Origin of the sequence: Salmonirosea aquatica, assembly GCF_009296315.1 — a bacterium.
Classification (GTDB): Bacteria; Bacteroidota; Bacteroidia; order Cytophagales; family Spirosomataceae; genus Salmonirosea; species Salmonirosea aquatica.
The window spans coordinates 411,739-435,957 of the sequence record NZ_WHLY01000002.1 but is presented as its reverse complement, the minus strand read 5'-3'; the positions used below and the strand labels follow the sequence as shown (position 1 = coordinate 435,957).

Here is a 24,219-nt window from a genome sequence, read left to right as displayed (position 1 = left end):
GGCAACGATATTCATGAACATAAGGCGAGTACTTTTGTGGGATGATTTTGTTTTGTGCAAAAATACAAACGGAAACACGAGCAGAGCAATCTTTCTCAAAAATTTATAATACTCCCTTGGTAGAGGGCAAGACATCCAGGGACTTGATATCGCGCTGCACCGCCATTTTGATGGCTTTTGCGAAGGCCTTGAAAATAGCTTCGATCTTGTGGTGCTCGTTCTGACCTTCTACTTTGATATTCAGGTTACAGAGCGAGGCGTCGGAAAAGGACTTGAAAAAATGGTAGAACATTTCGGTGGGCATCTCGCCGATTTTCTCCCGCCGGAACTCGGCTTCCCACACCAACCAGGGCCTTCCCGAAAAATCAATAGCAACCTGAGCCAGGGCTTCATCCATCGGCAGCAGGAAGCCATAACGGCTGATGCCGCGCTTGTCACCCAGCGCCTGTCGGTAGGCTTCGCCCAAGGCCAGAGCGGTATCCTCGATGGTATGGTGTTCGTCGATGTGCAGGTCGCCTTTTACCGTAATGGCCAGGTCGGCGCCCGAGTGCCGGGCGAGTTGGTCGAGCATGTGGTCGAAAAAACCCAGGCCCGTCTGCATGGCCGACTGACCGGTACCATCCAGGTTCAGCCGAACACTGATTTCGGTTTCTTTGGTGTTGCGCTGTACGATCGCCGTACGGGCGGGTAGTTTTAGTTTTTCGAAAATCGTATCCCAGTCGTCGGTAACCAGGGCAATCGCTGAATTCATTTCTTCTGAAATTCCCTCAGCGGGACGTTTCGGCGCGATGAGCAACGCTTTGGCTCCGAGATTGACCGCCAGTTGCACATCGGTGAGGCGGTCACCGATCACGTAGCTATTGGCCAGGTCATAGGTACCTTTCATATATTCCGTCAGCAGGCCGGTTCCGGGCTTGCGGGTAGGAGCCTGCTCGTGAGGGAAAGTACGGTCAATGAGTACTGCTTCAAAATGAATATTTTCACCCGCCAGCGTTTGCATCATTTTATTGTGAGCGGGCCAGAAGGTACCTTCGGGAAACGAATCGGTACCCAGCCCATCCTGATTGGTCACCATCACCAGTTCGTAGTCAGTTTCTTCGGCAATGCGCCGCAGGTTGGAAATGGCTTTGGGCAGGAATTCCAATTTTTCCAGCGAATCGACCTGTTGGTCGCTTATGGGCTCCACGATGATCGTGCCGTCGCGGTCGATGAACAGTACTTTTCTCATGTAGTCAGGGTATTCCAGTGCTTATAATACAATCACAAAGGTGGTAAAGATTCTGGCTGGGGCGGTACCTGTGCGCGACAAAATTTTGTTTTCCGAGCTTTCAATCCTTCAACGCGGCGATATCCAACCGAAAATTCTCCACAATTTTCTTACTGTACCCTTTCCAGCCCCCTCGAAAATCCCGCCCCGCAACGGCCATATACTCGGCCATGTCCTGAGAGTTCAGCAGGGGTAGGAGCTTGTGATAATCACCCTCGTACTTGATAAAATAACCCGAGTACAGGGTAGCCTCGGGATTTTCGTGGAGTATGAAATTAGGTAACCGGTTCATGGGAGAAAAAATAATTTTCTTCCCGAAGGAAGAATCCAAACTTTGCGCCCGCCCGAACGCGTACCAGGCCACTGCATTGGGCTTGCCGTTGTCGCGACGGTCAAGCGCTGGTTTTTGCGCTTGCAGATAAGCGTAGGCAAAAGGATATTCCATTCGGAGTACCGCTTCGGGAATGATGGAATGTTTTCCGGCTTCATTTTTTCGGTAGGGAAAAAGGACGTATTCCGTAATGGGTTCGTGACCCGCTTTCAGCCGGGATGCTTTTACGATGGGTTTCAAAATCGTCCGTTCCAGTTTTACTTTTTGCCCCAATCCCGAAGTACCCCAAACATGATTTCCGCTGTTGTCATCCTGAATCGTAAACAGATAAATCTTGTCGCTCAGTGTGGTGATGCCCACCGAAATCCGGCAAATATCGGCCAGCCTGGTACCTTTGTCCGGAGTGGGCTTTTTCACAGAAAGCTGCCACAAATCGTACCCATTGAGTTCCTGGAAAGAAATAAGGCGACTGGTGTACCCGAAATTTGCGTCACTTAATTCGTAGCGGAAATTTTCCTGATGGTTTTTGCCAAATACCGTAATGGCGGCGTAGGTACCTGTTTTCTCGAAAACGCGCACTGAACCAAAATTAGTGATGAGTCGCAGGTTTTGCTCTTGCTGAAAATAGCAGCGTAGCGGGCGGGCGGTTTCCGAAAAAAAATAGGAATTGGGCGTAATGAATCCGCAGACGCCCGTTTTTTTCAACAGCCGATTGGCCAATTCGAAAAAAGCTACGTAGGTATCGGTGGAGCCGGAGCTACAAAATCGATAGTTGTCCTGAAGGTACTGCCGTTGGGTTTCGGGCAAATGCTGGATGCGGATGTAGGGCGGATTCCCCACAATGAAATCGAAACGCTGCGTAGCGTTGAGTTGGTGGAGGGCGTCACGCTCCTGCAACTCCCATGCAATTTTCAGCCCCAACGGCTCGATTTCTTGATTCAATGTCGCCCGGCACAAAGCGAGCGCCTCAGCGTCAATATCCCACCCCTGGACTTTTTGTAAGTTTTCTGCCAGGGTACCTTTGGGCGAATAACGAATGATCCGCCGGATCACTTCCCGCAGAAAACGCCCGTCGCCGCAAGCGGGATCTAGCACGGATTTGCCCAAGAAATCGGTTGACGTAAAGCCGACTTCATCCAGGATTTTGTCCACGATGTGCGGCGGGGTATAGACCTGCCCGAGTAGTTTGCGGGTATCGTAGGTGCGGGAAAGGGAAGCCATTCAGGGTATTTTGCTAACATTGGGGCCCACGCGCCGGGGTAACTTTGCGATGAAAAGCCGATTTTCGGGCAATATAGCCGCTTCTGGGCTTTTGTTTGTCCCAGCAAGACTTTTTCTACGCTTTGAGCAGGGTATAAGTTGATAAATAGCCCATTTCGATGGTTTTGTCGACCAGGCCGGGTAGGCTAGGTATGGTAAGTAAGAAAGGATGCTTGGTAGAGAAGGTATTGATTGGGGAAAAAGCCACAAAAGCCAAGGCAATGACTTGCCTTGGCTGTAATTCGATACAAAGAGAGGAAATCAGGTATCTATCTGGAAGCGCTGATAATTAACACAGCAATTATGTTGGCTCCTAAGCCAATGCCCCAATTTGTCCATACTTTCCTTTGCTTGATCTTCTTGGCCTTTTGGGTGTAGCCAAGATAATAATCTTGTTGTTTGATCAAATTTGGATCTGGATATCCTAGATTTTCAATTTTTGGCGAAGTGGCCGATGTGGGAATAGCCGGGAGTAAACCAATAATAGGCGATACGAGACTGGTAAGCAAGGTAGCCGTCCCGGCTGCCTTGTATTTAGAATAGTACCGTTCTGCATCAAACTGGCCTTTCACGTACAAATTTTCTGTTTTTGTAAAAATCTCGGTCGAATCGGTGGAATAATGGGTCTGACCCTTCGAAAGGAAAGCCATACAGCAAAGCCCAGTCAGCAGAAACAACGTTTTCATAGTATTACTGATTAGATTAGTTGAGGTGAGAATATTAAGCGCTAAGGTATCCAGTGGTTACGGAATATCAAAATAAAAACTTACGATTATACAATCGCCAGATGCTTTTTCCGGTGAAAAATCCAGAAGATAATCGGAAATACGAGTAGGGTCAGAATGGTTGCTGTAATTAGTCCGCCAATGATAATCACCGCCAGCGGTTTCTGTGACTCGGAACCGATACCCGTGGAAATGGCAGCAGGCATAAGGCCAATAGAAGCCATGAGGGCCGTCATCACGACAGGTCGGGTCCGCACTTTCACGCCTTCGAGAATGGACTCGTTGAGGCTAAGCCTCTGACGGAGGTTGTTGTGGAATTCGGAGATCAGAATCACGCCGTTTTGAATACAAATTCCGAGCAGGGCAATGAACCCTACCCCCGCCGAGATGCCGAAGTTGATGCCCGTCAGGTGGAGCGCGATGATGCCGCCGACGATGGCGAAGGGTACATTGGCCAGCACGATCAGGGAATCCTTGATATTGCCAAACATCACGAACAGGATAACAAAAATGCCGATCAGACTGATGGGTACCACCTGCGCCAACCGTGCCGTGGCCCGCACCTGATTTTCGAATTCGCCCGTCCAGCCTATGCTGTAGCCCGGAGGTAGCTTGATGTGGTTTTTTACGTTGGTCTGGGCTTCGGCGATGGTACTGCCCAGGTCGCGGTCGCGGACCGAAAATTTTACCCCGATGAAGCGTTTGGTGTTGTCACGGTAAATAAAGGCGGGCCCGGTGATTTTGCGAATCGTGGCAATTTCCTTGAGCGGAATCTTGGTGCCATGGATGGTAGGTACCTTTAGGGCGGCCATGTCGGTTTCATCCTTGCGGTACTCCTGGGCGTACCGTACCCGGATATCGAATTTCTTTTCGCCTTCGTATTTCTGGGTGGCGGTTTTTCCCCCGAATGCCATCTCCAGTACGGCCTGGGCATCGGCGACTTTGATGCCATAGGCGGCCATACGCTCGCGGTCGAGGATGACACTTACTTCGGGTTGACCCACGTTGCGCAGAATTCCCACATCCTTGATACCCTGTACGTTTTCGATTTGTTTGATGACCTGATTGGATAGCTCGTCAAGTTTTTCCAGGTCGTCGCCGTAAATCTTCACGGCATTGGAGGCGTTGATGCCCGCTACACTTTCGGCCACATTGTCGATGATAGGCTGGGAATAATTGTAGCCAATCCCCTGGTACTTCGTCAGCGAATCATCCATTTCCCGTACCAGGTCGTCCATGGAAATTTTCCGGGTCCAGTCGTCCTTAGGTTTAAGATTTACCTGCATTTGCACGTAGTAAAAGCCGCTCGGATCGGTACCGTCGTTGCTGCGTCCGGCCTGCGAAAGTACCCCGTTCACTTCGGGGAACTCACCGAGTTCTTTCCGCAGCACGGTGGTCATGCGGATGGTTTCGGGCAGGCTATAGCTCATGGGCATTTTGGCTTCCACCCACAGGGCGCCTTCGTTGAGTTGCGGGAGGAATTCGCTACCCAGAAGAGTGGCCGAGAAAAAAGTGACCACAATAAGTGCCATAGACGCCAGTAGCGTCAGCTTTTTGTGCGCAAACGTCCAGAGGAACCCTTTCTCGACGATGCGGTTCCAGAAATTGACGAAGGGATTGTGCTTTTCGCGGACGTTCTTATTTAGAAAAATATGGCAGAGTACGGGCACCAGCGTGAGAGTGAAAAGTAAAGCTCCCAGCAACGCAAAGCCCAGCGTGTAGGCCAGGGGCGAGAACATTTTGCCTTCTACTTTCTGAAAGGCAAAAATCGGGAGCAAGGCGGTAATGATGATGAGTTTGGAGAAAAAAATGGCCTTTCCCAACTCCGTACCCGTTTTTTTTATGACGCTACCAATGGCCAGTTTGTTAAATTTCTCCATACCCATTCGATGCGCCATATGGTCGAGTGCCACGAAAATCCCCTCCACCATCACCACGGCCCCGTCGATGATGATTCCGAAATCTACGGCCCCCAGTGAGAGCAGGTTGGCGCTCATGCCTTTGGCCTTTAGACATAGAAAAGCAAATAGCAGTGCCAACGGAATGATGATGGACACGGTGACCGTGGTACGCCAGTCGGCCATGAAGAGGAACACAATGACCGTCACCAGCACGATGCCCTCGATGACATTGTGCATCACCGTATGGGTCGTGAAATTCATCAGATTGTCGCGGTCGTAGAAGGTTTCCATCTTGACGTCCGATGGCAGTACCCGCTCGTTGAGTTCGGTGATTTTGTCTTTTACCCGGGCCAGTACCTCATTGGGATTTTCGCCCTTGCGCATCACGACGATACCCTCCACGACGTCGTCGTTGTCGTTCAGACCTACCTGACCTACCCGGGGCATGGAGCTCTCGCGCACATCGGCCACGTTTTTGACCAGAATGGGATTGCCGCCCGCATCATCGATGATGATGTTTTCGATATCCTGCGTGGAATTCAGCAGCCCGACCCCGCGCACGACATACGCCTGGCTGTTTTTCTCGATGATATCACCCCCTACGTTGATATTGCTCTGATTGACGGCCTCGTACACCTGTAAAGGAGTAATATCGTACTTGGACAGACGATTGGGGTCCACGCTCACTTCGTAGGTTTTTTCCTGGCCGCCGAAAGCCACGATGTCGGCCACACCGGGTATGGCCCGCAGCTGCCGGTCGATGGTCCAGGTTTGGATCGTGAGCAGATCGCGCGTGTTCCGGCCGGGACTTTTTAGCACGTAACGGAAAATTTCCCCCGTGGGGCCGTAGGGCGGCTGTACGTCGGGTTCTACATCATCGGGCAGGGACACGTTGCGGAGCTGGTTGTTGACCTGTTGCCGGGCGAAGAAGTCCTCCACGTCATCGTCGAAGATAATCTTGATGACCGACAGACCGAACATGGTAATACTACGCACGCTCGTCTTTTTCTGTACCGAGTTCATGGCAATTTCGATAGGGGTAGTAACGAATCGCTCGATTTCCTCGGCCGAGCGACCATTCCACTCGGTTACGATGATGATCTGGGTGTTGGTAACGTCGGGAAAAGCCTCGATGGGCATGTTACGAAAGGCCACAAAACCCGAAATGACGAGTACGCCCACCCAGAAGAAAGTGAATGCTTTATTTTTAAGCGAAAAGGCAATGATGCCTTTGATGAATTTGTTCATAGTTTGGTTACGAGAGGCTGGATTCTAGATAATGGATGTTGACTACTGGATTTTGATTGCCGGATAACAGATGCTGACCGCCTAATGCTTGATCAGGAGACGATAGGCGATTATTGTTTTAGCCATCTGGAATATCCGGGGTCTAAAATCCCGAATCCAACTTCAAAACTTAATCATTCAGTGCGTCGTACACCAGTAACTGATTGGCCGTCATTACCTTTTCGCCAGCTTTGAGGCCGGCCGTAAGGTAGGTGACATCACCGATCTGCCGGAATACCCCCACGGGCCGGGTTTCGATGTTGTTGCGGTCTTTGAAGACCATTACGAAATTTTTGCTCTTGTCAAAAATCACCGCTGAGGAAGGTACCGTCAGCATAGTCTGATCTTCCAGGAAAGAGAGTTTGATGGTAGCCCGCATTTCGGGTTTGAGCAAATAATCGGCGTTGTCGAGCCGGATGCGGATTTTCATGGCTTTGGTTTCCGGATCGATGATGTTGAAAATTTTGTCCACCTTGCCTTTGAAAATTTTGTCAGGGTAGCTTAGGGTAGTCACATCGGCATCCACTCCCAACTTTACCTGCTCAATATCGCTCTCGTTGACATTGGCGATGGCCCACACTTCGTCAATCTGCGCGATGTCGAAAATATTATCACTGCGGTCACTGCGCAAAAGCATGTCCTGGTTGATGTTCTTTTGAATGATGAAGCCGTTCAGGGGCGAGCGTACCTCATAAATCGCTCCTTTCTTGATGCTGTATATTTTGTAGGTTTCCTGGATGCGGTTCAGTTGCGACAACGCCTTGTCCAGCTGGCCCCGCGCCTCCACTACATCCCGCTCGGCGTTGAGCTTGCCTTCGTACAGTTCTTCGGCTACCTTGAGGCCGTTCTTGGCCACGGCTACATCGTTCTGGGCGTCGTCAAGGTCTTTCTCAAAGCCTGCCACGTCGGTACTGCGGATGGTAGCCAATAGCTGCCCTTTTTTTACGTAGTCGCCCAATTCCACATACACCTTGGTTACGTTACCTCCCACGACCGGGTACACCTCGATGAGTTTGTTGTTGTCGGCGGTTATTTTGCCATAAAAGCCCAGTTCATTGCGTAACGGCTCCATTTTGGCTTCCTCTACCCGTGAGGTCGACAGCATTTTATCACTCAGCACGAAGGTTTCGTTCATTTCCGCTTTGGGCGGTTGTTCGTGGCTACAGGCCGCGAGCAGGAGAAGGGATAAGAAGGGGTACTTTTTCATAAAATGCTGAATGAGGAATGATGAGTGATGAATGGGGTAGACTAGCAATCTCTGACAGGATCCCAGACCTTTACTTTGGTACTTTGTCGCTTTGTGCCTCTGTCTCTTTTCTTTGTGCCTTTGCTCCTAAAAAATCAAAACACTGTGGTATTCACCAGCTGGTTGACCGCTTCTTCCGACAGGATGAGTTGCTTGCGCAGTTCGTTCATTTGCAGGATACTCTGGTTGTAGCTTTCCATGAAATCGGTGAATTCGAGGATGGGAATATTGCCCCGCCGGAAATTCTGGATGATGGAATTGTAAACGATATCGAAATTCTGGGTGCTGGTGGCCAGTTGCCGGTATTGCACCTGCTGCTGCTCCCAGGCGCGCAACGCGCTCTCGATTTGCATACGGAGTTCCATTATTTTGTAGTCTTTCTGAAGCCGCGACTGCCCTACCTGCCATTCGGCGACCTTGATGTTGCCCCGGTTGCGGTTCCAAAAGGGGAGGGGTACCCCAGCGTCAGGTTCACCTGGTTGTTGAACGCCCCACCCCGCTGGTCGTATGAGGCTCCGGCGGTGAGATCGGGAGTAGCCAATGAGCGCTGCCATTTCAGGTACAGCTCATTGCTTTCCATGATTTTCAGGAAACTGCGGTAGTCAGGATTGTTTTCTTTGGCCATTTCCAGCAATTCATCCACGCCGGGTACCGTATTGGCATCGTAGCGGGTTTGCAATTCAGCCTCAGTGACCAACGGGATGATGGGCGTGCCGAGGCCCGTCAGCAGGCTTAGGTCGCGCTGCTCCTGAATGGCATTCTGCTGTAGGGAGGTGAGTTCGTTGCCCAGGTTCAGGGCCAGCGACTGCAGCCTGACCAGATCTTTCAGGGGAATGTTCCCTTTCTGTACCTGCACCGTATAGGCCTGCGCCAGGGTATCTACCCGGGCCGCTTGGGAAGTAATACTTTCTATTTTCCGGAGGTCGAAATACAGGCTGTAATATTGCTGCCGGAGCTGAAACCGCAGCGTCCGGACAAGCTGTTCAAACTGCAGCTCGGCCAACCCTACGTTCGCTTTGGCAAACTCGATTTCGTTTTTCTTTTTGCCCCCCATGTAAATCAACTGCTGGATGGCCAGGGTTTTCTGCCCCCTGCCGCCCACATCGAACGCGCGTTGTTGCTGGGGATTCAGGGCATTCAGTTCGACCGACAGGTAGGGTAGCTCCCAGATCCGGGCCTGGATTACCGCCGCCTGGGCGGCATTGATATTGTATTGCTCGGCCAGCAGAAGCAGGTTGTTCTGTCGGAAAGCATCCTCGCTCTGTTGGAGGGTGATCTGGGCGTGTGTGTGTATGGGGAGTAAAGCGAAAAGGCAAAATAGGACGGGCAGGCACTTCATGGGCGCGACGAAACTTTATGTTCGACGCAAATGTGCGGCAGGGTTCTTAAAATGGCCTTTAAGGTACCCTTAAAAAAAACTTAAATCGTAAAAACAAGCTCGAACCGGTGGGTCGTCGCCGAATCGGCAAAGTACCTGATGCTGGCTCCGTGGTGGTCGAGGATACGCTTCACAATCCGAAGGCCCAGGCCGGAGCCATGGGTCTGTCGGGCGTTGGCGCCCCGCGCGAAGGGTTGGAAAAGATTGTTTTGCTCGCTTTCGGTCAGGGGGGTACCCTCGCTGGAAATAGACAGGGTAAGCGAATCGGGGTTTGACTGGGCCAGAAGTACCGTGGCGGTGTGGTCGAACGAATATTGGTAGGCGTTCCGCAACAGGTTGGCCAGGGCAATTTCCAGGACTGATTTGGCTGCTTTGATTTCCAGGCCGTTGGCGATGTCTTCGCTTTCGACGATTTCAAAATTCATCTTGAAATCAGGATAAGTCCGACGTACCTGCTCATAGGCCAGAAAAAGAATTTCGTCCACCCGTTCGGTTTTAAACTGGGCTTCCGTGTCTGACCCACTGTTCTTAGCCAGTAACAATAGGGAATTGATGAGTTCGGTCAACTGGCTGACATTATCCGAGATACGGGTGAGGTACTGTCGGGTAGCGGGGGAGTGATCGGGTGATTGTAATAAATTGTCCAGTTGAAACGTGATCCGGCTGATGGGCGTACGCAGCTCGTGGGAGGCATTGGCCGTAAACTCACGCTGGGCGGCGAAGGATTTTTCGATGCGCGCCAGCATCTGGTTGAAGGTACGGGTGAGCAGGGTGATTTCGTCGTTCTGGTTTGGGTTGACGGGCAACTGGGTATTGAGCGCATTGGCCGAAATATCCATGATTTTTTCCTGAAACACATCCAGCGGCCGGGTCAGGTGCCGGATAATGAAATAGGTCGAAGTCCACACCAGCGAGGTACCTACCACAAACATGACCAGCAACGAATAGAACAGGTACTGTAGTTTGCTGTTTCCGTACAAGTCTTCGGCCGCGATCAGTACGTAGTAGTCGGCATCCCTGAAATCATAAAATATACTCAGCAACTCTTTGTCTCCCGCAATTTTGAATTCCCTTTTCGTTTGTTTGAGATTGACCAGTTCCTGCTGGTTCCATTCGATCGAAGCATCGTCGATACTACTGTAAATGAGTTTGTAATTTTCGTCGAAGACCAGGGTCTTTTCGTTGTAGAGCTTATTGATGCTATTCTGGTCGATGACTTTCAGCATCTGTTTGTCTATCTCCTTCACATTGAGCAGCAGTTCCACCGTCGTAAGGGCCTTCTCTTCCAGCCGATCGCTGAACTCTTCCTTCCGAAACGACGCAAACGACAGGTACACGATCGTAATCCCGATCCCGAACAGGATCGAGAAGGCGGCACTGATGTAGATCGAAAGGCGTCGTTTAAGGGTCATAGTATCAATCGATCATTCAACATTGAGGTAATAGCCGTACCCCGGACGGGTGTGGATGAGTTTTTGGGGGAAGTCCTTATCGATTTTCTTGCGCAGGAAATTGATGTACACTTCGATGGTATTCAGGCTGGTTTCAAAATGAATATCCCAAACTTCCTCAGCGATGGTCTGCTTGGATACCGTCCTCCCCTTAGCCTGCGCCAGGAATACCAGCAAATGGTACTCTTTGGGGGTCAGGTCGATGGGTTGCCCGGCTCGTTTGACTTTCATTTCGGTTAGGTCGATTTCCAGGTCGGCTATGCTCAGAATGTCCCGCTTTTCCTGCGGCTGGGTACTGCGGCGGAGCAAGGCCAGAATACGGATGTACAGTTCGTCGAGATGAAACGGCTTGACGAGGTAGTCGTCGGCTCCGCGCTCGAAAGCATCGAACTTGTCCTGAATTTCGCCATAAGCGGTCAGCATCAGGATGGGGGTACCCTGGTCGGTCGTGCGCAGCTGTTTACATACTTCCAGTCCATTCATCCGGGGTACGTTGATGTCGAGGAGGTACAGGTCATACGGCCCGGCATTCAATTGACGGAAAAACACATCCCCATCGAACACGCAGTCGCAGGCGAATCCCTTCGCTTTTAGAAAAGTACTGATTTCGTTGGACAGGATACTGTCGTCTTCTAAAAGTAAGATGCGGGCCATGAGCGATAAGGATAGGATTGTGGGGTATCCTTTTTAGGGGTAAAGATACCGATTACCAATCTATCGACGCCGTGGAAGAGGAATAGAGGGCGTAAAAAATAAGTAGTCAACGGTGTAAAGTACATTCAAATACGTTTGGTGTTAACAGGAAAGACGAGGAAGAAACCATCGGAAACACTATTTTTGTGCTTTATCCATTTCGATTTTTCCATAAAACCCTGCTGATTCATGCTACCTTCCATCCCGTTCGATCAAACCGCCGCTTACAGAAAACTCAAAACCCACCATAAATCCATTTCCAAAAAACATCTTCGTGAACTCTTCGCGGAAGATCCCCGGCGGTTCAATAAGTTTTCGATCCGGCTAGGCGATATCCTGCTTGATTACTCCAAAAACCGCATCAATGGCCGTACCAGAGCCTACCTGGTGCAATTGGCCGAGGAGTGTCAGTTGGGGGATGCCATCGAGCAGATGTTTACGGGGGAGAAAATCAACGCGACCGAAAACCGGGCGGTACTGCACACGGCCTTGCGTAATCGGTCTAATACGCCCGTTCTGGTGGATGGTAAGGACATAATGCCCGACGTGAACGAGGTTTTGGAGAAAATGAAAGAATTTTCCACGCAGGTAAGGTCGGGTGCGTGGAAAGGCTATACCGGAAAAAAAATTACGGATATTGTGAATGTCGGCATCGGGGGCAGCGACTTGGGGCCCGTGATGGTGACTGAGGCGTTGAAGTCGTATGGAAAAAAGGGCCTGAACGTGCATTTCGTCTCCAATGTGGACGGTACCCACATCGCCGAGGCGCTTAAAAACCTCGATCCCGAAACGACGCTCTTTATGATTGCGTCGAAGACTTTCACCACCCAGGAAACGATGGCCAATGCTCATTCGGCCCGTAGCTGGTTTCTGGAATCGGCGCGGGAGGCGGAACACGTGAAGAAGCATTTTGTGGCCATTTCTACGAATCAGGAAAAGGTGGAAGAGTTTGGGATCGATCCGGCCAATATGTTCGGATTCTGGGATTGGGTAGGGGGTAGGTACTCCCTATGGTCGGCCATCGGGCTGTCCATTGCCTGTTTTATCGGTTTCCAGAATTTCGAGCAGCTTCTGGCCGGAGCGTATGACATGGACAACCATTTCCGCCACACCAAGTTCGAGCGGAATATGCCGGTGATGCTGGCGTTGCTGGGGATTTGGTACAACAATTTTTTCGGAGCCCAGACCGAGGCCATTCTACCTTACGACCAGTACCTGCACCGTTTTGCGGCGTATTTTCAGCAGGGCGATATGGAGAGTAACGGCAAGTACGTGGGCCGCGACGGCCAGCCCGTCGACTATCAGACCGGCCCGGTAATCTGGGGAGAGCCGGGTACCAACGGGCAACATGCCTTTTATCAGTTGATTCATCAGGGTACCAAGCTGATTCCCTGCGACTTTATTGCCCCGGCCATCAGCCATAATCCCCTGGCCGATCATCATAAAATGCTGCTTTCCAATTTCTTTGCCCAGACCGAAGCCCTGATGAATGGTAAAACGGCCGCGGAAGCCCGCGCCGAGTTGGAAGCCTCCGAGAAGAGTGCCGAAGAAGTTGATTTTCTAACGCCGTTCAAAGTATTCGAAGGAAATCGACCGACTAATTCCATTTTGGTCAAGAAGATCACCCCCCGGGTATTAGGTAGCTTGATTGCCCTATATGAACACAAAATATTCGTGCAGGGGATTATCTGGAATGTATTCAGTTTCGATCAATGGGGCGTGGAACTGGGCAAACAGCTGGCCAATAAAATTTACCCCGAATTGCAAAACGACTGGCCCATCTCGGATCACGATAGTTCTACGAATGGTCTGATCAATTTGTATAAAAATTGGCGATGAGGTCTGGCTCATACGCTTGCATAAGGTACCTGACGTAGAAACTATACTAACACGAAAAGACCACAACTGTAACAGAACTATGCACACACGCATTATCGGGTTTCTCTTCCTGTGTCTGGGGATAAATCCTGTGACTTTGGCCCAATTGACCGTTACCTTTCCCACTACCCGCGCCGTTTTTCAGCGCGACAATGCCAACCAGACTACGCTCTACATGGGGGGTACCTTTGCCAACTGCCTCGATCAGGTGGAGGCGCGGGTCGTACCGCGGGCGGGCGGGCAGGGGACCGCTACGGACTGGACTTTGATTCAGATTGCTCCCAGCGGGGGACAGTTTTACGGCAGTATTTCTGTTACCGGAGGCTGGTACAATCTGGAGGTGCGGGGTAAGCTAGGCGGCAACGTGACGGGAACGAGCACCGTCGAGCGGGTGGGGGTAGGTGAGGTGTTTCTGGTGGCCGGTCAATCCAATTCCACCGGCGGCGACGGGTTGCCCAACGGCCCCAGTGCCACCGACGACCGGGTCAACAGCGTCAATTTCCAGAATTACAATCCCAACAACGGTACCATCCAGCCCTATTCCAATGTCCAGCTGCCTTGTCCGGAATTTGTGCATCTGGATGCCGAGGTAAAAACCGCCCCCTTCGGCAACTATGCCTGGTGTTGGGGGATTTTTGGTGATTCGCTGGCCCGACGCCTCAACGTACCCGTGATGATCTTCAATGCGGGCTGGGCGGGATCGGCGATGTACAATTGGCAGGAAAGCATCGATCCCAATGCTACAACCGTGAGTACTTTCGGCAACCCGTACCCTACGGGCCTGCCCTTTGGCCACCTGCGCCTGGCTTTAAATTACTATATTGCTCAGCAGGGCTATCGTGCGGTTCTCTGGCATCAGGGAGAAGCTGACAATTTTATTGAGAATAGCCGGGAGGGGTATCGGAATGGCCTGAGGGCTATTATCCAGGCGAGCCGTTCGCTCAGTGGTAAGCCCAATCTGGCCTGGGTCGTGGCGCGGGCGTCGCGCTTCACCAAAGACGGAGTTTCCCGGATATGGCAACCCGTTATCGATGGCCAGAACGATGTGATCGGCGTGAACGGCAATGATCCGAATCTGGTACTGCCCAATGTTTTCCCCGGCCCTCAAACCGATCCGCTGGAAGGTCCCGCCTTTCGCACCTCCGACAATATTCACTTTACGGGAAACGGGTTAGTAGCGCTGGCCCAGTCGTGGGTCTCGAGCTTGAATAACCTCTTTATTGCCAATTCTCAACCGTACCTGCCTATCCCGCCTCCGCAGGTACTGGCCCAGTGTGGGGGCAACAACGCACTTACCTTTCAGGCTCCCGGGGGCTGGGTGTCGTACCAGTGGCATCCGGTGACTGACTGCAACCAAACTCTGAGTTTCGACCAGAACTGGACGGCCACGACAGGAAATTATGTCCTGAAAGTGAGGGACGCCTTGCAGAATACCGTGCTTTCTCCCGCTGTGGCCGTGCCCGTGAGCACGGCAGCCGATGTTTCGGCAAGCGGTACTACCACCGTAAGTCAGGGCGATAATCTTACACTCCAGTCATCCTCTTCCAATGCCTGCTCGTTTGCCTGGACTGGCCCCAACCAGTTCACCAGTACGCAACCGAATGTCTTGATTTCCAATGCGACAGCCAGCCAGTCAGGTACCTATACGGTGTCGGCCAAGAATGCGTACGGCTGTCAGGCGCAAAGTTCGGTGTCTGTGCAGGTAGTCAGTATCGTCGAGAGCGTTGCTTCGGGCGATTGGGGCAGTACCGCCACCTGGTCGTGCGGATGTTTACCCACCCCCGCTACCGATGTCAGAATCAACGAAGGCCATACGATTAGTATAGGTACCCCCGCCAAGGCTAAAAACGTATTTATTCAGAACGGAAACATTCAATACCAAAGCGGGGGCAGTCTCATGCTTTCGCAATAGTTTTTTGTATCCGCTTGGTGTAGTATTGATTGAAAATATAAAAACCTGTAACTTGTGTAAGTCTTGTGAAATCCCTCATGCCAACGGGGTATTTCAGACGTTGAAAAAGTGTATTTCAGCTAATCAATCGGACTTATGCGTATAGTATACTGTTTGCTGATCGGGGGATGTTGAGTTTTCACGCTACGTTCTCCCAGACTTTACCCAGTGGATTCACTACCCAAACCCTGGCCACGGGAATCAGTGCCCCTACCTGCATGGCTTTTGCTCCCGATGGACGGCTTTTCATCGGGCAACAAAACGGAACCATCAAAGTTTTCAAGGATGGAGCTTTACTGGGTACCTCCTTCACACAACTTTCGGTGGACAGTAACGGCGAACGAGGCTTATTGGGATTGACGTTTGACCCCAATTATGCCACCAATGGCTATGTGTACGTCTACTACACCCGAACCGGATCACCGCTGCGAAACCGGGTTTCCCGCCTGACGAGCAACCCTGCCAACCTGGATGTCATGCTGGCTGGCAGCGAGTCGCTGGTACTCCAATTCGATCCCCTGAGCGCTACCAATCACAACGGTGGTTCGCTGAAATTCGGCCCGGATGGAAAATTGTACGTGGCGATCGGGGAAAACGCCGTAACGGCCAATGCCCAGAACTACGATAATTACCTGGGCAAGCTGCTCCGAATCAATTCCGATGGCTCGGCCCCCACGGACAATCCATTTTATGCGTCCACCCCCGACGGTACCCCACCAACCGCCGCCAGCCAGCGCCTGTGGGCGCTGGGACTGCGCAATCCGTACAGTTTTGCCATTGCCCCGGCTACTGGGACTATTTTTGTGAACGATGTAGGAGGAAACCAATACGAGGAAATCAACGATGCCACCCAAGGGGGACAGAATTTTGGCTGGCCTACGCAGGAGGGACCGCCCCAACCTGGTTTTTCCGGACCGGTATACTACTACGCCAATAATTCACAAGTTGTCGATTCCGATTCCAGTGGGTGTTCGGTATTAGGGGGTACCTTTCTCAATGCTCCGACCTCAAATTATCCGGCTCAGTACCTGGGTAAGTATTTTTTTATGGATTATTGCAACGGCTGGTTCAGGTACATCGATCCAGCCCACATCCCGGCCAATGGTTCGACGCTTTTCGCGAAGGGATTTGGGACCGGGCTGGTAAGCATGACGGCAGGACCCGACGGCAACCTGTACTACCTGCACCGGGGTGCCAGTTCATTGAATCGGTTCGTATACACGCCTCCCACCATCGAAAGCATCGCCTCGGGCAACTGGAACGACCCAGGTACCTGGTCGTGCGCCTGTGTGCCCGCCTACACCGATGAAGTTGTGGTGCACACCGGCCATAATGTAGTGGTGGATGGCATCACGGCTTATGCCAAAAATGTCGCGCTGGATGGTGGCCAAGTCCAGGTGGCCAACAATGGCACCCTCCAGCTCAATCACTGAGGGTACCTGCTTCCCACTAGCTTCGTAAGCAGAAGGTAAAATCCCAGGCCCAGCACTACTCCCAACCCATCGGCGGCGGCATCCCACCAGTCGAAGGTACGGTCGAAGGGAAGCCACTGCTGGTAGAATTCCAGAAAAATTCCGAAACCTACGCCTAGCAGCATAATAAACACCCTGTATTTAGGGAAAAGAAGCAGCCAAAGGCAGGTCCAGCCGATGAACATCCCGGCATGGACGATTTTATCGAAACCCATAACGGGTGCTTCCGGCAAATCTTTTCCGGGCCAGGTGCAGGCCAGTACAATAAGGAAAGTCCACAATAGTGCGGGCCAACGATGGGTCGAAAGGTAGGTTAGTAAAGCTTTCAATTTGTCGCGTTTAGATTTACACCGGCGTAAAATCCCAAATCCTGATTACGTAACTGCTTGGTCCAGAACGCGATTTGGCCGGTATGGTAGGAATAATGTTCTACTACATGAATAATAATTCCCAAACCGGTCAGCGTGTAGGCCTGTACTCTTCGCTCCCGTAGCAGGTTTTCGTCATCCGCAGCACGAATTACGGTATCGGCTACGTGCAGGGTTTCGTTCAGCTTTTGCAGCAATTCCGCTTTGGAAAATCCTTCAGTGACTGAAAACTCCACCGACCGGGTGCGGGTGTCGGGTTGATTGCCCAGCCCCGAAATGATGTACTGCCGGATATTGCCGCACAGGTGCAGGATCAGGTTGCCCACGCTGTTGGAAGCACCATTGGGCCGCTGCCATACTTCTTCTTCGCTCAATTCGTCCAGGCATTTGATAATGCGCGGCGTATTCAGGTGGAAGTAATGCAGGGATTGCTCGATGAATTCGGAAGCAAGAGTAGACGCCATGGGTACATGAACTGTTGATTAAAGCCGAAAATTAAGAGGAAAAATGCGACCTATGAAAATATTCTTTTCTCAGGGACTGCCCAGTGGGTGCCGGCATTCGTCATAGTACCTGCGTGGATTCGTCAAATTCATAATCCCGCTCCACACGGCAAATCCTCGTTTTATAAGCCGAGTACCATTGGTCGCGTCCCGCCTGCTGCGCCAGCAAATGCTCGGTATTTTTTTTCCAGTTTCGGATGGCTTCCAGGCTTTCCCAGTACGAAACGGTAATGCCCAGGCCTTCGCGCACGCTCTCGTGGCCGAGGTAGCCGGGTTGCTGTGTGGCCAGTTCTTCCATGCGTTCGGCGGTAGCACCGTAGTTGGCATCGACTTCGGTACGCAGGTTCGTGAAAATGACGGCGTAGTAGGGTGGGGCGGGGGTGTTGGCGATGGTCATAGAGTAGGTTGTATACAGAAAACAAAAATAAGGATTTGTCTCATAGCTGGGCGAAGGTACCTTCGCTTACTGCGCCACCAGTCGCCGTTTCAGCAGTATCCGTTGCCCAGTAATCAATAGGGTACTCGCCAGTGCGCAAACGGCCATCACACCCGACATGGGCAGGATGGTCTGATTGTGCAGGGCACTCACCAGCCCCGAGGCCAGCGCGCCAAATAACATCTGGCTGAACCCGATCAATGCCGAGGCGCTACCGGCGTTGGCCGAGAAAGGGGCAAGCGCCAGTGCCGTGGAATTAGGCCCCAGCATACCCCCTACCATCAGAAACAAGAATAGGATTACAAGCACCAGGCTAATCGCGACGCCCGAGGAGGCGGAACCAGCCCATGTGGCGCAGAGTACCATTAGAGCCCCCAGAACAGCAATGGCCAGTGAACCTGCCTCCGCTAGCCGCAGGCTGTCGTAACGCCGCAACAACAAGCGGTTGAGCTGACTGCCGCCGATGAAGCCAAACGAATTGAAACTGAACAGCAGTCCGTACTGGGTTTGGGTAAAGTGCAGTTTTTCCATGTAGAGGAAAGGAGAACCGCTGATGTAAGCAAACAGGCTCCCCTGCGTAAAGGCACCTGCCAGCCCAAAAACGATGAAAGCCGGTTCTTTGAAAACGGACCAGTACCTACCCAGTACAGCTGCGGGTGCCAGCGAGACGGTAGCATCGGGCCCCCGGCTTTCGGGTAGAATGAGTAGTACTGAGGTGAGCATGACGGCACTGATCGAGGCCAGAGTAACGAATATGGCACGCCAGCCGAGGGTGGTCACCATCCAGCCTCCGATGGAAGGCGCAATGAGCGGCGCTACCCCCATGATGAGCATCAGAGTGGAAATTACTTTGGCGATTTCGGTGGGAGGAAACAGGTCGCGCACGACCGCGCGCCCGGCTACCATCCCCGCACAACCGCCGATGGCCAGCAAGCCGCGGAGTCCAATGAGCCATTGCACCGTGGGGGACAAAGCGCAGCATAAAGCCGCCACTACATACAGGGAAAGTCCAAAGACCAGGGGTTTCTTCCGGCCAAACCGATCCACAATGGGTCCGTAGAGCAGTTGGCCCACACTGATTCCGATGAAATAGCTCGTCAGGGAATAGCCTACCTGGGCAATGGACGTGTGCAGGTCGGTGGCGATGTCGGGAAAGCCCGGCAGGTACATGTCGATACTGAAAGGCCCCAGTGCCGAAAGGACGCCCAGCAGTAGGATGATTTTCTTTAATTCCTTCTTGTTCATGGCTTTTTTTCTCAAAGAAATTTCGAAGACAAAGGTACGGCATTGCGCACGTACTGACCAGGTTGATCCAACGAAGAATTGGTATTTTTCCAATACTACCCCTAATCGCACCTTACTGAATTCGCTAAGATGAATTAAAAAAATAATACCTTTCTCAAAACCAAACGCCCAAGTGGCAAGTACTACCAGGGGGTACCTTGGGCCCTAACGCTACGTATTAACTCAACAATCACACGAATCAACCAGTATACAACAACAATGAAAGCTACCTGGAACAACCAAACCATTGCCGAAAGTGACGACACGATTGTGGTGGAAAACAATCATTATTTTCCCATTGAATCGGTAAAGAGTGAGTTCTTGAAAGAATCCGACACGCATAGCGTGTGCCCCTGGAAAGGAACGGCCTCCTATTACAGTCTGGAAGTAGAGGGAAAGGCCAATAAGGATGCTGCCTGGTACTATCCTCATCCCAAAGAGGCTGCCAAAAATATTGCAGGTTATGTGGCTTTCTGGAAAGGCGTGGAGGTAAAGTAGGTATCTTAGCCGGATGAACCAACTTCGTCCTTTCGTTTTCTGGCCGCCCTTTCTGGTACTTATCTTAGTCTGCTTTGTGAGCCTGATTGACCCGCAGGCCATGATTGGCGTTATCGCGGCGCTCAACTCGGGTATGATGGGTACCCTGGGTTGGCTATTTTCGGTGGGAGCGCTGGCGTTTTTTCTGCTGTGCCTGGTGGTGTTTGTTTCACCCCTCGGCAAGATCCGAATCGGAGGAAAACGGGCCGTACCTCTGCTGACCCGCTGGCGTTGGTTTGCCATCACGCTTTGTACCACCATTGCCACGGGCATTCTGTTTTGGGGTACCGCCGAGCCGCTTTTCCACCTGCACGCGCCGCCGCCGAGCCTGGGCATCGCACCCAATAGCCGCCAGGCAGCTACCTTTGCCGTTTCGACCATGTACATGCACTGGTCACTGATTCCCTACGGCATTTATACCCTGGCGGGGCTTATGTTCGCGCTCTGCTACCACAATCTCAAGCAACCTTTCAGTTTGGGTTCTATGGTGTATCCCATTTTTGGGGGCAGAGTACCCCGTTCGGTGGATACCTGGATCGACGCGCTCTGCCTGTTTTGCCTCGTGGCGGGCATGGCGGCTTCCTTGGGTGCGGGCATTCTGATTGTTTCCGGTGGACTGACGCAAATGCTGGGTATTCCGCATAGTATCCTGACCACGGGGTTGGTAGCGCTGGCCATTGTGGCGTCGTTCGTGGCGTCGGCGGCGAGCGGACTGCTGCGGGGTATCCGAATTCTGTCTGAAATCAATGTCACGGTTTTTATCATCCTGGGCATCTTCATGTTCCTGGCGGGGCCAACCCTATACCTCCTTACTTTTGGACTGGAATCGATGGGTGAGTTTCTGACGCATTTCTTCCAACGCAGCCTCATCGGTACCATTACCCCGGATAAGGAATGGGCCAAGAGTTGGACGATCTTCAACTGGACCAACTGGCTGGCCTGGACGCCCATCACGGCTCTGTTTCTGGGTCGGATCGCGATAGGGTACACAGTACGACAGTTCATTGTGTTCAATCTGTTCCTACCTGCCCTGTTTGCCTGCGCCTGGATCATGGTGTTCAGTGTCAGCGCCATTCATTTCGATTTCCAGTCGCCCGATTCGCCGCTGTATGCCGTGCTAAACCAGGAAGGCGGGGCGAGCCAGGTTATTTTTTCCATCCTCGCCCAATTGCCTTTTGCCAAAATCACCAGCTTCGTTTTTCTAGCAACGGCCTTTCTTTCCTACGTCACCGCGGCCGATTCCAATACCACCGCCATGAGCGGCATCAGCGTCCACCGCCAAGGTACCCCTGCCGACACCCCATCCGATGATGCCCGCATCAGCGACGAACCACCCCTCTACGTAAAAATTGCCTGGGGTAGTTTGATTGGCCTGATTTCCTGGATTATGGTATCCTTTGCCGGAGAAGGCAAAGACAAAGGACTCGAAGGTGTCAAAATTCTCTCCAATCTGGGTGGATTTCCGGCCCTGATTTTGATGCTGTTCGTCGCGTGGGGAATGGTAAAATTAATGCTGAATCCGGGGAAGTTGGAGTGAAAGGAAGGCAGATGTTTTTTGGGTTAATGGTAAAATGGTTAACGGTAAAGGGAGAAAAAAACGGGAATTAATTCCTGAAACGGGAAAGAAATATCATCAAAAATGAGTAGCAATCGCCCAATAGCCATTTTCCTTTAACCCTCAAATCAACGCTCTGAACGTTTGCTTTACGGCGGCCAGGTCACGTTGGTGGGCTTCCACGGTAGTCAGCACGTGGGGCGATTTTTCTTCCAGGCACTGCTCCACCACCAAATGCGGCGTGACGCCCTTATTTTTCAATTCCTGTACCAATCGGGGATAATCGATGTCGCCCTCGGGCTGGAAGGTTTCCAGCCAAACACCATTTTTGGATTGTCGAAGGTGCAGTTCCGTAATGCGCTCACCATAGAGTTTCAGTACGTCGAAAACCGCCAGCTCCGAATTGCCCGATCCGCGGTATACCCAATGTACATCCATACAAAAAGTGACGTTCTCGGGATCGGTAGCCAGCAGCATATGGTGGAACTCGCGCGCCCCGGCCCGAAGTTCGATGTCATGGGTATGGTAGGAAAGCGTCATGCCTATTTTTCGTAGGGCAGCTCCCAGGCGGTCAAGATTACGGGCCTGTTCGGTAAGCTCGGCGTCGTTTTTGTTTTCCGGTCCACCCCAGCGGATGGGGCTAGGGTTGGTCACCACGATTTTGGCTCCCAGCGGTTGGGCGGCTTTCGCGATGGCTAGCACCGTGTCGATCGACTTCTGGGCTTCATCGGCGCGGTGCAGGGTACTGTTGACGTAGAAAGAGGGGAGGGCCAGATTGTATTTTTTCAGTAAGGGACCCAGTTTGATCACCTCCTCCAAGTTCGTAAAACTTGGCTCAAAAGCCTGAAAACCCGACTTGACGTACTCCGCCAGGGAAGCATCCAGATTCGCTCCCCACTCGCGGCCTTCCCGGTTAAAAAACGTAAACCAGGTATATTGATTACAGGAGATAGGAAAGTGTAGCTTTTTGGCCGAGACATGCTGCAAAGAACTCAATGAAGCCGTGGTGGTGAGGGCCAGAGCAGAATTCAGAAATTGGCGGCGATTTGAACGCATGAATGTTAGAGGTTGGGTTTTGCTTTAAAGCACTGCCCAGTCCTTTTTCTACTTCATTAAGTTAGGTACCTTGAAGTAGGGTACCTTGCCCCAAATAGCGCCCAGTGGCGGAAAGAAGTAGTCAGAATATTAAACAATTCGTGTATCAGGCTGACCTACGGCTTCAAATTTGAAGACATCGGGCCGGGCGTAGTGCCCCGTTACATCGAAGTCGAGTTTGCTTTTGGCCAGAATCGAGAAATCCAGTTCGGCGGTCAGTAAGCCTTCCTGATTCCAAAGCGGCCCGGCCAGTACCTCACCCGTTGGGGCCACAATCACGCTGCCTCCGGCCGACATGATTTCGGGTTCGTCTTCAATTTCCTGCCGGTAGCGTTCAGGATAATCGACCTTGCGGCTATATTGGTTGCAACCTAGGACAAAACAGCGTCCTTCCAACGCAATATGCTGTAGGGTACCCTGCCACGACGGACGGCCGTCGGCCGTGGGAGCCAGGTAGATTTCCACGCCTTTCTGATACATCGCCGTGCGCGCCAGCGGCATGTAGTTTTCCCAGCAGATCAACCCGCCGATGCGGCCCAACGACGTATGGTAGGTATGCAGGGTACCTCCATCACCTTCGGCCCACACGTAGCGTTCCAGTCCGGTAGGTTTGAGTTTGCGATGCACGCCTAGCAGGGTACCATCAGGTCCAAAGTAGAGCAGCGAGCAGTAGAGCGAACCGCCCACGGATTCGCGCTCTGTAACGCCCAATGCCACAAAAATCCCTGCTTCGCGGATGGCAACTTCGATGGGTTCTAACACCGAACTCCTGACATCCACGCTATTAGACCAATAGTCCATCCAGGTGGCACGCCCCGCGTCGGTCCGGCGACCTACCACGGCGTCGAAGCGGAGTCCGCGGGGGTACCCCGGCAGAAACGACTCCGGAAACAGCAGCAACTGGCAGCCGGCCTGTTTGCCCTTTTCGATCCAGGCAACTACTTTCTCGATGCTAGCGGCCAGGTCGAAAAAAACGGGCGTGGCCTGCACTACGCCTACGCGTACTTTGGGGAATTGCATGGTCTTTCTTTCAGGGTACTATTCCTTAAAGGAATGGTTTTCTATATCGGACAGGGCGTCCACGCCGCTTTCGGACCGCTCGGACAGAACGCTTAGGGTACCTGTGGTTTCCAGGACAATGGCGTGGATTTGGGTCAAATCGGTCAGGCCATTGTTCCGGGCTGCAACATAAATCTCTTCCACGGTTATTCTTTCCTTTTTGAGGGCCTGAGGGAGTACCTCGCCCTTGTATAACAGCAGGGTCGGGTCGCTGGTGATCATTTGCTTCACGCCTTTGTGCCGGACCGACAGCCAGGTAATGCAATATTGCAGAAAAATTAACATGAAAAAGGCCAGCGCGCCGTCCAGAAGCGCAACATCTTTACTCAGTATGACCGTGGCCAGGGTAGATCCCAGAGCCACCGTGACCACGAAATCGAAGGCATTCATCTTGGACAACGTCCGTTTGCCAGAAACGCGGAGCATCACAATCAGGGTAGCATAGGCCAGGATGGTGATGATGATGATGCGGATAACACTTTCCCAGGAATCAAAGAAGATATTTTTCATAATGGATTTTTGAATGTATTGAAAGAGAGGCG

21 protein-coding genes are annotated in these 24,219 nt (G+C 52.1%); 5 read left to right on the top strand and 16 right to left on the bottom strand.

Annotated features, from left to right (window positions below):
• Positions 1-103: 103 nt before the first annotated feature.
• From hisB to GBK04_RS02695, 9 genes are all read right to left on the bottom strand, one after another.
• Entirely contained in the window at positions 104-1,228 is a 1,125-nt protein-coding gene (gene hisB / locus GBK04_RS02730) for a bifunctional histidinol-phosphatase/imidazoleglycerol-phosphate dehydratase HisB (protein WP_152756630.1), read from the bottom strand.
• A 100-nt stretch (positions 1,229-1,328) separates the two neighbouring features.
• Positions 1,329-2,819 carry an HsdM family class I SAM-dependent methyltransferase gene (locus GBK04_RS02725; RefSeq protein ID WP_152756628.1) on the bottom strand — a complete coding sequence of 497 codons (1,491 nt, stop codon included), beginning with the start codon at positions 2,817-2,819 and terminating at the stop codon, positions 1,329-1,331.
• A 308-nt stretch (positions 2,820-3,127) separates the two neighbouring features.
• Complete coding sequence (locus tag GBK04_RS02720) at positions 3,128-3,544, bottom strand: hypothetical protein (protein WP_152756626.1); 417 nt, start codon at positions 3,542-3,544, stop codon at positions 3,128-3,130.
• Between the two features lie 86 nt (positions 3,545-3,630).
• Positions 3,631-6,732 (bottom strand): efflux RND transporter permease subunit, encoded by a 3,102-nt coding sequence (locus tag GBK04_RS02715; RefSeq protein WP_152756624.1) that lies wholly within the window; start codon positions 6,730-6,732, stop codon positions 3,631-3,633.
• Positions 6,733-6,901: 169 nt separating this feature from the next.
• Positions 6,902-7,978 (bottom strand): efflux RND transporter periplasmic adaptor subunit, encoded by a 1,077-nt coding sequence (locus GBK04_RS02710; RefSeq protein WP_152756622.1) that lies wholly within the window; start codon positions 7,976-7,978, stop codon positions 6,902-6,904.
• 134 nt (positions 7,979-8,112) lie between these two features.
• Entirely contained in the window at positions 8,113-8,439 is a 327-nt protein-coding gene (locus GBK04_RS30270; protein WP_373331435.1) for a hypothetical protein, read from the bottom strand.
• Positions 8,415-9,356 carry a TolC family protein gene (locus GBK04_RS02705; protein WP_373330665.1) on the bottom strand — a complete coding sequence of 314 codons (942 nt, stop codon included), beginning with the start codon at positions 9,354-9,356 and terminating at the stop codon, positions 8,415-8,417. The genes GBK04_RS30270 and GBK04_RS02705 overlap by 25 nt, the downstream gene beginning before the upstream one ends.
• A gap of 80 nt (positions 9,357-9,436) precedes the next feature.
• Positions 9,437-10,807, bottom strand: coding sequence for a sensor histidine kinase (locus GBK04_RS02700; protein ID WP_152756620.1), 1,371 nt, complete (start codon positions 10,805-10,807; stop codon positions 9,437-9,439).
• 12 nt (positions 10,808-10,819) lie between these two features.
• Positions 10,820-11,500, bottom strand: coding sequence for a response regulator transcription factor (locus GBK04_RS02695; RefSeq protein ID WP_152756618.1), 681 nt, complete (start codon positions 11,498-11,500; stop codon positions 10,820-10,822).
• 228 nt (positions 11,501-11,728) lie between these two features.
• On the opposite strand from GBK04_RS02695, the gene pgi reads away from it, so the two are divergent.
• The 3 genes from pgi to GBK04_RS02680 all read left to right on the top strand — a co-directional run bounded on the left by pgi (position 11,729) and on the right by GBK04_RS02680 (position 16,801).
• Positions 11,729-13,378, top strand: a complete 1,650-nt coding sequence (gene pgi / locus GBK04_RS02690) for a glucose-6-phosphate isomerase (protein ID WP_152756616.1) — start codon at positions 11,729-11,731, stop codon at positions 13,376-13,378.
• 79 nt (positions 13,379-13,457) lie between these two features.
• On the top strand, positions 13,458-15,329 hold the full coding sequence (locus tag GBK04_RS02685) for a sialate O-acetylesterase (protein WP_152756614.1): 1,872 nt from the start codon (positions 13,458-13,460) through the stop codon (positions 15,327-15,329).
• A 167-nt stretch (positions 15,330-15,496) separates the two neighbouring features.
• Positions 15,497-16,801 (top strand): PQQ-dependent sugar dehydrogenase, encoded by a 1,305-nt coding sequence (locus GBK04_RS02680; protein ID WP_152756611.1) that lies wholly within the window; start codon positions 15,497-15,499, stop codon positions 16,799-16,801.
• On the opposite strand, the gene GBK04_RS02675 is transcribed toward GBK04_RS02680, so the two are convergent.
• The 4 genes from GBK04_RS02675 to GBK04_RS02660 all read right to left on the bottom strand — a co-directional run bounded on the left by GBK04_RS02675 (position 16,795) and on the right by GBK04_RS02660 (position 19,392).
• On the bottom strand, positions 16,795-17,169 hold the full coding sequence (locus GBK04_RS02675) for a VanZ family protein (RefSeq protein ID WP_152756609.1): 375 nt from the start codon (positions 17,167-17,169) through the stop codon (positions 16,795-16,797). The two genes, GBK04_RS02680 and GBK04_RS02675, sit on opposite strands and share 7 nt — an antisense overlap.
• Positions 17,166-17,672 carry a DinB family protein gene (locus GBK04_RS02670; protein ID WP_152756607.1) on the bottom strand — a complete coding sequence of 169 codons (507 nt, stop codon included), beginning with the start codon at positions 17,670-17,672 and terminating at the stop codon, positions 17,166-17,168. The genes GBK04_RS02675 and GBK04_RS02670 overlap by 4 nt, the downstream gene beginning before the upstream one ends.
• A gap of 100 nt (positions 17,673-17,772) precedes the next feature.
• Positions 17,773-18,108, bottom strand: a complete 336-nt coding sequence (locus tag GBK04_RS02665) for an antibiotic biosynthesis monooxygenase family protein (protein ID WP_152756606.1) — start codon at positions 18,106-18,108, stop codon at positions 17,773-17,775.
• A gap of 66 nt (positions 18,109-18,174) precedes the next feature.
• Complete coding sequence (locus GBK04_RS02660) at positions 18,175-19,392, bottom strand: multidrug effflux MFS transporter (RefSeq protein WP_152756604.1); 1,218 nt, start codon at positions 19,390-19,392, stop codon at positions 18,175-18,177.
• Positions 19,393-19,629: 237 nt separating this feature from the next.
• Here GBK04_RS02660 and GBK04_RS02655 point away from each other — a divergent pair, with 237 nt between their 5' ends.
• Positions 19,630-19,929 (top strand): DUF427 domain-containing protein, encoded by a 300-nt coding sequence (locus GBK04_RS02655; protein WP_505952492.1) that lies wholly within the window; start codon positions 19,630-19,632, stop codon positions 19,927-19,929.
• A gap of 13 nt (positions 19,930-19,942) precedes the next feature.
• Positions 19,943-21,505, top strand: a complete 1,563-nt coding sequence (locus GBK04_RS02650) for a BCCT family transporter (RefSeq protein WP_152756601.1) — start codon at positions 19,943-19,945, stop codon at positions 21,503-21,505.
• A gap of 141 nt (positions 21,506-21,646) precedes the next feature.
• Here the strand turns inward: GBK04_RS02650 and GBK04_RS02645 are convergent, their stop codons facing one another.
• The 3 genes from GBK04_RS02645 to GBK04_RS02635 form a co-directional block, all read right to left on the bottom strand.
• The gene (locus GBK04_RS02645; RefSeq protein ID WP_152756600.1) at positions 21,647-22,579 is read right to left on the bottom strand and encodes a sugar phosphate isomerase/epimerase family protein; all 933 of its coding nucleotides are present in this window, start codon (positions 22,577-22,579) and stop codon (positions 21,647-21,649) included.
• A gap of 129 nt (positions 22,580-22,708) precedes the next feature.
• Positions 22,709-23,638 (bottom strand): carbon-nitrogen hydrolase family protein, encoded by a 930-nt coding sequence (locus GBK04_RS02640; RefSeq protein ID WP_152756598.1) that lies wholly within the window; start codon positions 23,636-23,638, stop codon positions 22,709-22,711.
• 18 nt (positions 23,639-23,656) lie between these two features.
• Positions 23,657-24,187 (bottom strand): DUF421 domain-containing protein, encoded by a 531-nt coding sequence (locus GBK04_RS02635; RefSeq protein WP_152756597.1) that lies wholly within the window; start codon positions 24,185-24,187, stop codon positions 23,657-23,659.
• Positions 24,188-24,219 lie beyond the last annotated feature (32 nt).

Bases quoted from the DNA above. Each gene is read 5' to 3' on its own strand.
- hisB (WP_152756630.1), bottom strand. From the start codon at position 1,228: ATGAGAAAAGTACTGTTCATCGACCGCGACGGCACGATCATCGTGGAG.
- GBK04_RS02725 (WP_152756628.1), bottom strand. From the start codon at position 2,819: ATGGCTTCCCTTTCCCGCACCTACGATACCCGCAAACTACTCGGGCAG.
- GBK04_RS02720 (WP_152756626.1), bottom strand. From the start codon at position 3,544: ATGAAAACGTTGTTTCTGCTGACTGGGCTTTGCTGTATGGCTTTCCTT.
- GBK04_RS02715 (WP_152756624.1), bottom strand. From the start codon at position 6,732: ATGAACAAATTCATCAAAGGCATCATTGCCTTTTCGCTTAAAAATAAA.
- GBK04_RS02710 (WP_152756622.1), bottom strand. From the start codon at position 7,978: ATGAAAAAGTACCCCTTCTTATCCCTTCTCCTGCTCGCGGCCTGTAGC.
- GBK04_RS02705 (WP_373330665.1), bottom strand. From the start codon at position 9,356: ATGAAGTGCCTGCCCGTCCTATTTTGCCTTTTCGCTTTACTCCCCATA.
- GBK04_RS02700 (WP_152756620.1), bottom strand. From the start codon at position 10,807: ATGACCCTTAAACGACGCCTTTCGATCTACATCAGTGCCGCCTTCTCG.
- GBK04_RS02695 (WP_152756618.1), bottom strand. From the start codon at position 11,500: ATGGCCCGCATCTTACTTTTAGAAGACGACAGTATCCTGTCCAACGAA.
- pgi (WP_152756616.1), top strand. From the start codon at position 11,729: ATGCTACCTTCCATCCCGTTCGATCAAACCGCCGCTTACAGAAAACTC.
- GBK04_RS02685 (WP_152756614.1), top strand. From the start codon at position 13,458: ATGCACACACGCATTATCGGGTTTCTCTTCCTGTGTCTGGGGATAAAT.
- GBK04_RS02680 (WP_152756611.1), top strand. From the start codon at position 15,497: ATGTTGAGTTTTCACGCTACGTTCTCCCAGACTTTACCCAGTGGATTC.
- GBK04_RS02670 (WP_152756607.1), bottom strand. From the start codon at position 17,672: ATGGCGTCTACTCTTGCTTCCGAATTCATCGAGCAATCCCTGCATTAC.
- GBK04_RS02665 (WP_152756606.1), bottom strand. From the start codon at position 18,108: ATGACCATCGCCAACACCCCCGCCCCACCCTACTACGCCGTCATTTTC.
- GBK04_RS02660 (WP_152756604.1), bottom strand. From the start codon at position 19,392: ATGAACAAGAAGGAATTAAAGAAAATCATCCTACTGCTGGGCGTCCTT.
- GBK04_RS02650 (WP_152756601.1), top strand. From the start codon at position 19,943: ATGAACCAACTTCGTCCTTTCGTTTTCTGGCCGCCCTTTCTGGTACTT.
- GBK04_RS02645 (WP_152756600.1), bottom strand. From the start codon at position 22,579: ATGCGTTCAAATCGCCGCCAATTTCTGAATTCTGCTCTGGCCCTCACC.
- GBK04_RS02640 (WP_152756598.1), bottom strand. From the start codon at position 23,638: ATGCAATTCCCCAAAGTACGCGTAGGCGTAGTGCAGGCCACGCCCGTT.
- GBK04_RS02635 (WP_152756597.1), bottom strand. From the start codon at position 24,187: ATGAAAAATATCTTCTTTGATTCCTGGGAAAGTGTTATCCGCATCATC.